This window comes from Xanthomonas sp. WHRI 8393 (genome assembly GCF_040203315.1).
Classification (GTDB): Bacteria; Pseudomonadota; Gammaproteobacteria; order Xanthomonadales; family Xanthomonadaceae; genus Xanthomonas; species Xanthomonas arboricola.
On the sequence record NZ_JBEGGL010000003.1, the window covers coordinates 237052 to 248883 of the forward strand.

The 11832-nt window shown below is 66.0% G+C and carries 8 protein-coding genes and 1 other RNA gene; 2 read left to right on the forward strand and 7 right to left on the reverse strand.

What is annotated here, in order from left to right:
- Nucleotides 1-402 precede the first annotated feature (402 nt).
- Nucleotides 403-609, reverse strand: coding sequence for a hypothetical protein (locus ABQ137_RS11500; RefSeq protein WP_016904346.1), 207 nt, complete (start codon nt 607-609; stop codon nt 403-405).
- Nucleotides 610-726: 117 nt separating this feature from the next.
- Here ABQ137_RS11500 and ABQ137_RS11505 point away from each other — a divergent pair, with 117 nt between their 5' ends.
- Nucleotides 727-1437: an rRNA pseudouridine synthase gene (locus tag ABQ137_RS11505; protein WP_065032669.1), complete on the forward strand. Its 711-nt coding sequence runs from the start codon at nt 727-729 to the stop codon at nt 1435-1437.
- Nucleotides 1438-2587: 1150 nt separating this feature from the next.
- Here ABQ137_RS11505 and ABQ137_RS11510 read toward each other — a convergent pair.
- From ABQ137_RS11510 to ABQ137_RS11530, 5 genes are all read right to left on the reverse strand, one after another.
- On the reverse strand, nt 2588-3358 hold the full coding sequence (locus ABQ137_RS11510) for a hypothetical protein (protein ID WP_260400476.1): 771 nt from the start codon (nt 3356-3358) through the stop codon (nt 2588-2590).
- A 155-nt stretch (nt 3359-3513) separates the two neighbouring features.
- On the reverse strand, nt 3514-3918 hold the full coding sequence (locus ABQ137_RS11515) for a response regulator (protein ID WP_039816233.1): 405 nt from the start codon (nt 3916-3918) through the stop codon (nt 3514-3516).
- Nucleotides 3919-3996: 78 nt separating this feature from the next.
- Nucleotides 3997-4479: a hypothetical protein gene (locus ABQ137_RS11520; protein ID WP_102585078.1), complete on the reverse strand. Its 483-nt coding sequence runs from the start codon at nt 4477-4479 to the stop codon at nt 3997-3999.
- Nucleotides 4480-4617: 138 nt separating this feature from the next.
- Entirely contained in the window at nt 4618-6414 is a 1797-nt protein-coding gene (gene recQ / locus ABQ137_RS11525) for a DNA helicase RecQ (protein ID WP_039519542.1), read from the reverse strand.
- Between the two features lie 397 nt (nt 6415-6811).
- Nucleotides 6812-7369 (reverse strand): Dps family protein, encoded by a 558-nt coding sequence (locus ABQ137_RS11530; protein WP_024939933.1) that lies wholly within the window; start codon nt 7367-7369, stop codon nt 6812-6814.
- A 90-nt stretch (nt 7370-7459) separates the two neighbouring features.
- Between ABQ137_RS11530 and hrpA the strand changes: the two genes are divergently transcribed.
- Nucleotides 7460-11590: an ATP-dependent RNA helicase HrpA gene (hrpA, locus tag ABQ137_RS11535; RefSeq protein ID WP_349782528.1), complete on the forward strand. Its 4131-nt coding sequence runs from the start codon at nt 7460-7462 to the stop codon at nt 11588-11590.
- 112 nt (nt 11591-11702) lie between these two features.
- Here the strand turns inward: hrpA and ABQ137_RS11540 are convergent.
- Nucleotides 11703-11777, reverse strand: a non-coding RNA gene (locus tag ABQ137_RS11540) — sX9 sRNA.
- Nucleotides 11778-11832 lie beyond the last annotated feature (55 nt).

Here is an 11832-nt window from a genome sequence, read left to right on the forward strand (position 1 = left end):
TATTGAATTCATCGGATGGAAGAAATTTCCCGACAGCCGTCCGCAGCGGCCTGACATACGCGCAGAAATTGCTTGTTTATTGCGTTATGGCTGGATCGAAGCGTGCCAACGGCGGAACGATTTTCCGGCGTTCTGATGACAGGTGGCGATGCACCCAGGGCAAAGACGTTGCTGGGACAGGGTGCAATTCATTCCGTGTCGCGATACCGGCAATGCGCTTGTCTTCAAGCAGCGGCGGCGCCATTGCTGCCGAGTGCTCAGCTGCTTGGATCGGCCGTGATGCGGTGCGACAAGCCCACGTTGCCGCGAGCGATTTGCGGGCCCGCACGTGCTGGCTGCTCTGCCGGCAACGCCCATCGCGCGTGAGGCATCACGCGCGTGACGGCACTGTGGGTCTTGCGCTCAACCTTCCAGTGCAGCGAGCACCTCTGCATGCAGCTGCTCGGCGCCGCTTTCGGTATTGAAGCGTGCAAAGATTTCCTCGCCGGAGAGCAGGCCGACCCGGACCGAGTGGCAATACGAGCCGAAGTTTTCGCCTGCATTGAAGGGGTCGCTGATGACGGAGATATGGTTGAGGCGGACCCGGGTGGTGCCGAACTTGATGAACATCTGCAATCTCCTATGTGAGCGTCCAGTTTCCCATGTTGTCGGGCGGTGCAGAAGCCGGCCTCACGCATCCATCGACCCAGCACGTACACTGCCGTGCCCTGAAACCGAGCTCGCCCGATGTCCGATCCGATCCGTCTCGACAAATGCGTGGCCGCGCTGTTCGGCTGCTCGCGTGGCGAGGCGCAGCAATACATCGAAGGCGGCTGGGTCAGTGTGGACGGGGCCGTGGTCGAAGAGCCGCAAGCCTTGGCCACTGCAGCGCAGGTGACGCTGGCGGAAGACGCCGTGCTCGCAGCTGCCGAGCCTGCCACGCTGCTGCTGCACAAACCGGCAGGCATGAGCGCCGAAGCGGCGTTGGCACTGGTCACGCCGGCAACGCGCAGCGCACTGGACCAGCTCGAAATGCGGGTGCTGAAGCGGCACTTCCTGCGCTTGAACGCGCCGCTGCCGCTGGAGGACGAGGCGAGCGGCTTGCTGGTGCTGAGCCAGGACGGCCGCGTGCTGCGCAGGCTCAGTGCCGATGCGACCTCGATCGAACAGGAATTTCTGGTGGAGGTGCGTGGTGAGCTGCGCCCGTATGGCATGGCGCGGCTTGCGCATGGTCTGGTGTACCAGCAGCGCAGCCTGTCGCCTTGCAAGGTGAGCTGGCAGAACGAGGAGCGCCTGCGGTTTGCGATCAAGCATGTGCAACCCGGCCAGCTGCGTTACATGTGCGCTGAGGTGGGGCTGGAGGTGGTCAGCATCCGACGCCTGCGCGTGGGCCGTGTATCGCTGGGCAAGCTGGCCATCGGTGAGTGGCGCTATCTGCCGACAGGCGAGCGGTTTTGATCGGCGTCGGTTTTTTCTGCGCGCCTAGTCGCAACGCGGTCGTCTGCAGATGCTGGTGACACGTGCTGGTGACACGGCACATGCATCAAATGCCGCTCGGCCTCAACGCAGCGATGTCGCTGCGGGGCCTCGTTTTCCAGACAGCGTTAGCACTGCTGCGCTGTTACGCCGGAAGTAGTGTGTGTTAGCCGTGCCAGGCAGAGGCCGGCCTGGCACGGCGCCCGGTATCAGCAACTCAGGGTAAGTGCGCATCGAGCGCAGGCTAAGTCGCATCTCGATGTCTGGCGCGCTTCCTGTGTTGCTTACTTCTTGTTGCGCTTCTTCTTGGCGCGGGTCACCAGCCAGAACACCACGGCAATCACGCCGATAACCAGAATGACGAAGGCCGGTGACAGAAACGAATTGTCGCCCATGGGAATTTCCTGAAAGTCTTCGCAGCCAAGTGCTGCACTGACATCAGCCTAGCGAGCGGCCCGCTTGATGGCGTGAAATACACTGCATTCGTCCCTGGCAGCAGCGGTGCATCGCCATCCGCGCAAGAGCACGCTACAGCTGCGAGTGCGCTTGCTCGGCATCTGCCTGCCGGTGCTGCCGTGGGAATACCGGCGCAATGATGCTGTGCTGGCGGTAACCGCAAACCGATAAGTCTCAAGTCTCAAGTCGCAAGCGCATAGGCAGCAGCGTTTGGAGATCGCTGTGCAGGTGATCAATTCAATGCGCAGACAAGGCCAGCGCGTGAGCCAGCCATAACCAGCATCAGCACGGATCGAGTTGCTGGGTTGGAGCGTCCGTAACGTTGGAGCTCGGACACAGGGCCGGCAGGTCACCGAGCAGTTCGACTGCAAACCCAAGTGAGCCGTCTGCGCCTGCGCGAATGACTCTTTGTCCGAGTAAAGCGCGCGTAGCCAGGCTGATGGACGAACAACTCACCACGATGTGGGAGCCGCTTGCCCGGTGCCGGCAATGTCCCGGCAGGGGCGTGCTCAGCGCCCCGCGAGTTGAGCGGCCCAACAGGCCTCGCGTCCGGTGGCTGCAGTCTAAATGAGGTGTGCATCACGTAAATCGGGGCCGCGCCGACAGCTTGTCGGGTCATCCCCGACAAGTGTCGTGCGGTCCGGCTGCACCCGCACCCGGGCGCAGCCTTGTCAGGTCACGGGAAGCTCGCGCTGCAGCGGAAGCCGGCGCAATCGATCTGCACCGTACTGCCGCCAGTGCAACTGGCGGTGAAGCGCGTGGCGCTGCGCGCCTGCACCGCGCCGCAACTCAGGCCAGTGCTGATGCCCTGCGCGCGCGTCACGGCCGATTCGGTAGACATCGCCGGGCCTGCAGGTGCAACGGTGGCTGCGGCGTTGCCGGCTGGTGCTGCTGCGCTGGCCGGTGCAGGCGGGGCGACATCGCCTGCCAGCGGCAGCGTGACCGCTCCACCGGGCGAATTGCCGCCGCTGGAATCGGTTGCTGCGACAGCCCGCCCTTGTGCGTTGTCGCCCTGCAACGGTTGGCCGCGGTCCTCGCGGTGGCGGTCGAAGCTCAGCGTCTGTCCGAATACCAGCTGGATCCAGCTCGGGTAGGTGTAGCCGGTCCCTTTGCTGTGGTCGACGATGGCGCCAATCGCGCCGCCGATCAAGATGTTGCCCCAGATTCCGATGTTGGCGCGCGAGATGGAGCGGCCGGCGGCATCGCGCTGACCGGGCAGCACGCAGCTGACCTCCAGATCGCGCGAGGACCGATGTACCTGCACGGTCTGCCCGGACTTCAGGGTGAACCGGCCCTTGTCGTTGCTGAGCGCACAGTCGGCGCCAGCGATGACGTGCCCGTCGGCGGTCTTGGTATCCACACGGATGGGCTGGGTCGCGTCGTTCATGACCGTCGCGCAACCGCTCAACGCAGCCATGGCAATGGCTGCGGTCACTAGGTGTTTCATGTTGTCCCCTGGCGTAAGACATGGTCGGGCCAGTTGGGCATGGCGCCGCGTCCCTGGCACAACCGTGTCGTGATCAATCCCCGTTGCCGACGCATCGCGCCGGCCGCCACTTCATACCGGGATTGTGGGTCGCCGTCCAGTCGCGACCGTCTGCGTCATGCAACCGGGGTGGAGAGCACCCGGTGCTTGGCCATCACGCTGCGGATCGCACTCAACAACTGCTCAGGGGTATAGGGTTTCTCGAGGAAGGCCACGCCGTCCGGCAGGATCTCTTCCACATATTCGACCGCCAGGCCTGAGGTCAGCAGCACCGGCAGGTTGTAGGGCGCGTGCGCCGTCTTGAGCGCCAGGTCCACGCCGGTCAGGCCGCCCGGGAAATGGATGTCGGAAAACAGCACATCCACGCGTGGGTCGCTTTCGATCAGGGTCAGCGCTTCTTCGACCGAGCCTGCACTACGGCAGGTAAAACCATAGCTTTCCAGCACAAGGCAGCTGAGTTGTCGGGTGCCATCGCCATCTTCGACGACAAATACAACTGGCCGTTCCTTGTTCTGTGACATGAGCACGTCTCGTAAGGCAGGCCACATTCTCAGCGATGCGGCAGTGAACCCTCTGTCAACGCAGACGGAGCCGTACGGTTACCAGCCGAACGGGCCGGGGCCATAGCCGCCGGGGCCGTAGCGCGGCCCAAACAGTGCGCCTTCGCCGCGTCCGACGCTGATGCTGACGCCGATCTGGTGCGCCTTGCCGTCGTCGTCGTAATAGGTCTTGCAGGAATTCAGGTTGACGGCCTGCCAGTTGCTGTTGCCGCCGCGGTTGGAATAGCCCATGCCGGTTTCGACTGCGCCATGCAGCTTGCCCTGGCATTGTTCGGCGCGTTCGGCGGCAAGTGAGGCCGCGCTGGGGCGGCTCAACGCAGGCTTGGGGCCGCTCTTGTCGCCGTAGAAGGTGCCCGGCGGGTCGGTGCTGTATTCGGGATCGGAGCGGTACTGCACCGGGGCTTGCGGAACGCTCAGGTCCAGCGACCGCGCCGACCCCGGCTCGGCACTGCTCTCGCCGGCCTGGGCGAGTGCGCTGCCGGCGGCAAACAGAGTGGCCAGGAGAAGCAGGCTGCGTTTCATGGGTGGACTCTACTCAAGAGGGACTGACAGCGCGTGCCAGATCGCCTTGTGAAACTAGCAACGGCTGATTGAATGCGCGCTGTCGATTCTGCGGATTTTTGTGCCAGCGCCGCCACCGCAATGACACATACCGTTGCATCAGCCCTGCTCGCGCACGATCTCGATCAGTTGCGCTCCATAGCGGGCCAGTTTACCGCCACCGATACCGCCGACACGCGACAGTGCATCGATGCTGGTCGGCCGCTGTTCGGCGATATTGCGCAGCGTGCTGTCGTGGAAGATCACGAAGGCCGGCACGTTCTGCTCCTTGGCCAGCTCCGCGCGCAGGCCGCGCAAGGCATTGAACAGCACCAGATCCTGCGGCTGCACCGGCAGGCCGGTCCGCTGCGCGCTGCGCTCGCGCCCGGCAGCCGGGTTCTCGCGCCGCATCATCACCTGGCGCTCGCCCTTGAGCACCTGGCGGCTGGCATCGGTCAGGCGCAGCCCGCCGTGGCCCTCGCTGTCGACCTCCAGCAGGCTGGCGGCCACCAGCTGGCGGAACACCCCGCGCCAGGTGCGCTCGTCCAGGTCGCGGCCGATGCCGTAGGTGCTCAGCTGGTCGTGGCCGAGCTGCTTGATGCGCTCGTTCTCGCTGCCGCGCAGGATGTCGATCAGATGGCCGACACCGAAGCGCTGCCCGCTGCGGTACACGCAACTGAGCGCCTTCTGCGAGGCCACGGTGGCATCCCAGGCGGCGGCAGGTGTCAGGCAGTTGTCGCAGTTGCCGCAGGGCTTGGGATAGGTCTCGCCGAAGCCGGCCAGCAGCACCTGGCGGCGGCATTGCATCGATTCGCAGTAGCCGAGCAGGTGATCGAGCTTGGCGCGCTCCAGCCGCTTGCGCTCCTCGGCCGCTTCGCCCTGTTCGATCATCTGCTTGAGCAGCACCACATCGCCCAGGCCATAGCAGAGCCAGGCCTCGGCGGGGTCGCCATCGCGGCCGGCGCGGCCGGTTTCCTGGTAGTAGCCTTCCAGCGATTTGGGCAGATCCACATGCGCCACGAAGCGCACGTCCGGCTTGTCGATACCCATGCCGAAGGCGATCGTGGCGGCCATGATGATGCCGTCCTCGCGCAGGAAGCGGCGCTGGTTTTCCGCGCGCACCTCGGCCGGCAGGCCGGCGTGGTAAGGCAGGGCGTTGAAGCCCTGCGAGCACAGATATTGCGCGGTCTCCTCGACCTTGCGCCGCGACATCGCATAGACGATGCCGGCCGAGCCGCGGTGGCGGCCCAGGAACTCCTGCAGCTGCTTGCGCGCGTTGTCCTTCTGCACCACGGTGTAACGGATGTTGGGGCGGTCGAAGGAGCTGACGAAGTGGCGCGCGTCGACCAAGTCCAGGCGTTCGGCGATCTCGCGCTGGGTCGGCGGATCGGCGGTGGCGGTCAGCGCCATGCGCGGGATATGCGGCCAGCGTTCGTGCAGCACCGTGAGCTGGCGGTATTCGGGGCGGAAATCGTGGCCCCATTGCGAGACGCAATGCGCCTCGTCGATGGCGAACAGCGCGATGCGGCTGCGTTCCAGCAAGGACAGGAAGCGCGGGTTCAGCAGGCGCTCCGGGGCGACGTAGAGCAGGTCCAGGTCGCCCGACAGCAGGGCGCGTTCGACCCGCTGGGCGTTCTCCGCGTCCAGCGTGGAATTGAGGAATTCGGCGCGCACGCCGAGCTGGCGCAAGGCCTCGACCTGATCCTGCATCAGCGCGATCAGCGGCGAGACCACGATACCGATGCCGTCGCGCAACAGCGCTGGCACTTGATAGCACAGCGACTTGCCGCCACCGGTGGGCATCAGCACCAGGGCATCGTTACCCGCAGCGACGTGTTCGACAATGGCTTGCTGTGGGCCGCGGAAGTCGTCGTAACCGAAGACGCGGCTGAGCAGTTCGTGGGCGGGGGAAGACATCCGCTTAGGATACCGCGCGGGCCAAGCCATGGTCGGTGTCAGGCCGGCGGTGTTGCGCAATGGTGCGTCGGGGATTGCCGCGATGTGGCGGGTGCGCCCACGAGTGCTGATGCGGACGTTGCTGGATAGGGGGGGCGTGCGGCGTGAAAAATGGCCGGTGGCCGAGCGTTGCCTGAGGCGACTGGAGCTTCGCTCCGTACCCTCACCCCAACCCCCGCTCCGTGCCCCTTCCCGCGCTTGTGGCGCGGGCGCTCCAAGGCACGCGCGCCCATGGCGCGCAAGCTGTCATTTCTCGTCCCGAGGGGAGAGAGGCTGTGTGTCTAACTTATGGAGCAGGGGCCCAAGGTTTCGGCGCAGCGAAACCTTGGGCAAACCCGCAGGGGTGACGCCAAGGGGGTTACTGCAGCAGCGAACGCAGCATCCAGGCGTACTTCTCGTGGGTCTGCAGGCGCTGGGTCAGCAGGTCCACGGTCGGATCGTCGCCGGCGTCGTCAGCGGTACCCAGCACCTTGCGTGCGGTGCGGCAGACCGCCTCGTTGCCGCTGACCAGCTGGCGCACCATTTCACGCCAGTCGGCACTGTCGCTCAGCCCCTGTTCTTCCGGGATCGAGGTCAGGGCGACGAACTCGCTGTAGGAGCCCGGTGCGTTGTAGCCCAGCGCGCGGATGCGCTCGGCCACTTCGTCCAGCGCGGCCCACTGCTCGGTGTACTGGGTCTCGAACATGGTGTGCAGCGAGTTGAACATCGACCCGGTGACATTCCAGTGGAAGTTGTGGGTCTTCAGATACAAGGTGAAGGCGTCAGCCATGTAGCGGGCCAGACCGTCGGAGATCTGCTTGCGATCGCCGTCCTTGATCCCGATATCGATGTGTGGCGCCGATGCTGCGGCGACCGGCAGTGCACCCGCTGCTTCATTGATGACGACGGGCTTGTTGGCGTTCTTTTTCTTGGACATGGGAATGGTCCTCCTGAGGAACCTGATATCGGGTCACAATAGACAGGCTAAAGGATCTGTTGTCATTCAATCTTTCACATTTTTCCATCAATGAGCGCTATCGACACCGACCTTGCCAACACCTTGCGTGAGCGCCGCCGCGCCGTCGATGGCGCGATGAGCCGCGACAGGGGCCGGCTGCTCGGTCTATGGTCGCGCTGGCAAGGCAAGCCCGGCAACCCGCAGGTGCGCGCGGCGTTCGAGCAGGCGCTGGCGGCGTCGCAGGCGCAACGCCAGGCGCGCGCCGAGCAGCAGCCGGCCATCACGCTGGATCAGCAACTGCCGATCGCGCGCGAGGCTGAGCGCATCATCGCGCTGATCCGTGACCATCAAGTGGTTGTCATCGCCGGCGAAACCGGCTCGGGCAAGACCACCCAGCTGCCCAAGCTGTGCCTGGCGGCCGGGCGTGGTGCGGCCGGCATGATCGGCTGCACCCAGCCACGCCGGATCGCCGCGCGCGCGGTGGCGGCGCGGGTGGCCGAGGAGCTGAAGACGCCGTTGGGCACCACGGTGGGCTTCCAGGTGCGCTTCACCGACCGGGTCGGCGAGCAGTCGCGGATCAAGTTCATGACCGACGGCATCCTGCTGGCCGAGATCGCCAGCGACCGCTGGTTGTCGGCCTACGACACCATCATCGTGGACGAAGCGCACGAACGCAGCCTCAACATCGATTTTTTGCTCGGCTATCTCAAGCAGTTGCTGCAAAAACGCTCCGATCTCAAGTTGATCGTCACCTCGGCCACCATCGATACCGAGCGCTTCGCCCAGCATTTCGACAATGCGCCGGTGATCAATGTGGAAGGCCGCACCTTCCCGGTCGAAGTGCGTTACCGGCCACTCGAAGGCGAGGCCGGCGGGGCCGACGACACTGGCGACGGCGAGCGTGGCAATGGCCGCGATGGCGAACGCACCGTCAACGATGCGATCGTGGCGGCGATCGACGAGATCACCCGCATCGATCCGCGTGGCGATGTGCTGATGTTCCTGCCCGGCGAGCGCGAGATCCGCGATGCGCACCAGTCGCTGGAACGGCGCAAGTACCGCGAAACCGAAGTGGTGCCGCTGTACGCGCGGCTGTCGGCGGCCGACCAGGACCGCGTGTTCAACCCGGGGCCGCGTCGGCGCCTGGTGCTAGCCACCAATGTGGCCGAGACCTCGCTGACGGTGCCGCGCATCCGTTACGTGGTGGACCCGGGTTTTGCGCGGATCAAGCGCTACAGCCCGCGCCAGAAGCTGGACCGGCTGCATATCGAGCCGATCTCCCAGGCCAGCGCCAACCAGCGCATGGGCCGCTGCGGGCGCATTGCCGAGGGCATCTGTTACCGCCTGTATGCCGAAGCGGACTTTGCCGCGCGGCCGGCATTCACTGATCCGGAAATCCGCCGCTCGTCGCTGTCGGGCGTGATCCTGCGCATGCTGCAACTGGGGCTGGGGCGGATCGAGGATTTCCCGTTCCTGGAAGCGCCGGACGAGCGCGCGGTCGCCGATGGCTGGCAGCAGCTGCTGGAGCTGGGCGCGATCGACGGCAACCGCCGCCTGACCGCGACCGGCCGCCAGATGGCGCGCCTGCCGGTGGACGTCAAGCTGGCGCGCATGCTGGTGGCTGCGCAACAGCATGGTTGCCTGCGCGAGATGATCATCATCGCCGCCTTCCTGGGCATCCAGGATCCACGCGAGCGCCCGCCCGAGGCACGCGAAGCGGCCGACAACGCGCATGCGTTGTTTGCCGATGCACGCTCGGAATTCGTCGGCATCCTGCGCTTGTGGGAGGCCTACCGACAGGTGCACGAAGATCTCACCCAGTCCAAGCTGCGCGACTGGTGCAACCGGCATTTTCTCGGCTTCCTGCGCATGCGCGAATGGCGCGAGCTGCATCGGCAGCTGCGCCTGTTGTGCGAAGAGCTGGGTTGGAGCGAAGAGCCGGCCACCGCGATGCTGGCGCCATTGCTGGCCGGTGCCAGCGCGCCTGCGCGCGAGGATGGGCACAACGCCAACCGGCCCACGCGCGGGCAGCTGCATCGCGCTGCGCGGCTGGCGCGCGAAGGCAAGCCGGATCCGAACGCGCCACCTGCACAACACGCCTCTGCTGCTGCCGCCAGGCAGGCCGAAGCGGCCGAAGCGGCGGCACGCACCAGCGAGCGCGAGCGTGCAGCGGCGTATCAGGCCTTGCATCGCGCGCTGCTGGCCGGCCTGCCCACGCAGATCGGCCATCGCACCGAAAAAGGCGACTTTCTCGCCGCGCGGCAACGCCGGTTCGTGCCGTTCCCCGGCTCGGCACTGGCACGCAAGCCGCCGCCGTGGATTCTCGCGGCCACGCTGCTGGACACGCAAAAAGTCTGGGGCATGACCAATGCCGCGATCGAGCCGGACTGGGCGATCGCCGAGCTGGGACATCTGCTGGCACGCAAGCACTTCGACCCGCATTGGTCGCGTGCGCAGGGGCAGGTGGTGGCGTCCGAACAGATCAGCCTGTTCGGCCTGGTGCTGGCACCGAAGAAGCCGGTCCATTTCGGCAAGATCGATCCGGCCGGCGCGCATGACCTGTTCGTACGCCAGGGCCTGGTCACGGGCGAGATCAACACGCGTGCGGCATTCATCGCCGACAACCTCAAGGTGCTGGAACAGGCGCGCGAAGAAGAAGCCAAGCTGCGCCGGGCCGGCATCGTGGCCGACGAGGACTGGCAGGCGCGCTGGTATCTGGACCGCATCCCGGCCGAACTGCATTCGGCCAGCGGGCTGGATGCGTGGTGGAAAACCCTGCCGCCGGACAAGCGCCGCAGCCTGCACTGGACATTGAACGATCTGTTGCCGGGCGAAGGCAGCGAGGCCGATCGTTTCCCGAAGTATTTCCCGCTGGGCGATGCGCGGTTGCCACTGCATTACCGCTTCGAGCCGGGCGCCATCGATGACGGCGTGACGCTGGACGTGCCACTACACCTGCTCAACGCGCTGGATCCGGCACGGCTGTCGTGGCTGGCGCCGGGCTTCGTTGCCGACAAGGCATCGGCCTTGATTCGCAGCCTGCCCAAGGCGCAGCGGCGCAACTATGTGCCGGCCCCGGATTTCGGGCGCGCGTTCTACGAGGCCTACAGCATCGCCTCGGCCGACGACATCCGCGGCGAGCTGTCGCGCTTTCTGACCAAGACCACCGGTACGCAGGTGGCGGCGTTGGATTTCGACGAAGAGTCGCTGGACACGCATCTGCTGATGAACCTGCGCCTGCGCGATGACGACGGCAAGGTGCTGGCCGAGTCGCGCGATCTGGATGGATTGCGCGCCCGCTTTGGCGAGCGTGCCGGCCAGGCCTTCGCCGCGCGTGCAGGGCGCGCGCTGGCTGCCGAGGGCTTGCGCGATTTTCCGTCCACGCCGATTCCCGAACAGGTTGCCGGCGAAGCCGGCGTGCCGGCCTATCCGGCGCTGGTGGATCAGGGCGACGACGCGGCGTTGCGCATCTTTGCCGACCGCAACGAGGCGGCGCAGGCGCATCCGCGCGGCGTGCGCCGGCTGCTGGAAATCGCGCTGGCCGACAAGATCAAGCAGGCGCGCAAGCAGTTGCCGGTGTCGCCCAAGACCGGGCTGCTGTACGCGGCGATCGAGTCGCAGGAGCGCCTGCGCGGCGATCTGGTCGATGCCGCGCTCAACGCGGTGCTGGCCGATGGTCTGGGCGCGATCCGCGACCCCAGCGCCTTTGCGCAGCGCCGCGACGAGGCGATCAAGCGCCTGTTCGGCGAGGCGATGGACCGGCTGAAGCTGGCCGAAAGCATTCTCGCTGCGGTGGCCGAGCTCAAGCCCCTGCTGGAAGCGCCGTTGATGGGCTGGGCGCGCGGCAACCTGGACGATATGGAGCAGCAGCTGCGCGCGCTGGTGCACGCCGGCTTCCTGCGCGAGACACCCGCCGAGGCGCTGGCCAATTACCCGCGCTATCTCAAGGCGATGATCCTGCGAACCGAGCGCGCCAAACGCGACCCGGCCCGCGACCAGGCGCGCATGCTCGAACTCAAGCCGTTCGTGGACGCATTGGACCAGGCGGCTGCGCGCGGTCTGCAGCAACGTGATGAATGGCAGTCGCTGCGCTGGGACCTGGAGGAATTGCGCGTATCGGTATTCGCGCAGGAGCTGGGTGCCAAGTCGGGCGTGTCGGCGAAGAAGCTGTCACAGCGGGTGGCCGCGTTGCGCAACTGACTGGAGCCGGAGGCGCTGGTGACGACGGCTTGCCGCCATCGCCATCGCGTTGTGTCGGAGGCGCTGCTCCTGCCACCGACTGGTCACTCAGGCCAAGCACTGCGCCTTGAGCGGTGAACGCGACCCAGCGCGCAGTGGTCAGCTGGGCGTGGACGATGCGCGGAACCGGCGTGTACGCCCGGTACATGCCGGTTCCGGACATTGGCCGCACCGCCTGGCGGTGCGCGCCGTCCGGTTGCCAG

Bases quoted from the DNA above. Each gene is read 5' to 3' on its own strand.
- ABQ137_RS11500 (WP_016904346.1), bottom strand. From the start codon at position 609: ATGTTCATCAAGTTCGGCACCACCCGGGTCCGCCTCAACCATATCTCC.
- ABQ137_RS11505 (WP_065032669.1), top strand. From the start codon at position 727: ATGTCCGATCCGATCCGTCTCGACAAATGCGTGGCCGCGCTGTTCGGC.
- ABQ137_RS11510 (WP_260400476.1), bottom strand. From the start codon at position 3,358: ATGAAACACCTAGTGACCGCAGCCATTGCCATGGCTGCGTTGAGCGGT.
- ABQ137_RS11515 (WP_039816233.1), bottom strand. From the start codon at position 3,918: ATGTCACAGAACAAGGAACGGCCAGTTGTATTTGTCGTCGAAGATGGC.
- ABQ137_RS11520 (WP_102585078.1), bottom strand. From the start codon at position 4,479: ATGAAACGCAGCCTGCTTCTCCTGGCCACTCTGTTTGCCGCCGGCAGC.
- recQ (WP_039519542.1), bottom strand. From the start codon at position 6,414: ATGTCTTCCCCCGCCCACGAACTGCTCAGCCGCGTCTTCGGTTACGAC.
- ABQ137_RS11530 (WP_024939933.1), bottom strand. From the start codon at position 7,369: ATGTCCAAGAAAAAGAACGCCAACAAGCCCGTCGTCATCAATGAAGCA.
- hrpA (WP_349782528.1), top strand. From the start codon at position 7,460: ATGAGCGCTATCGACACCGACCTTGCCAACACCTTGCGTGAGCGCCGC.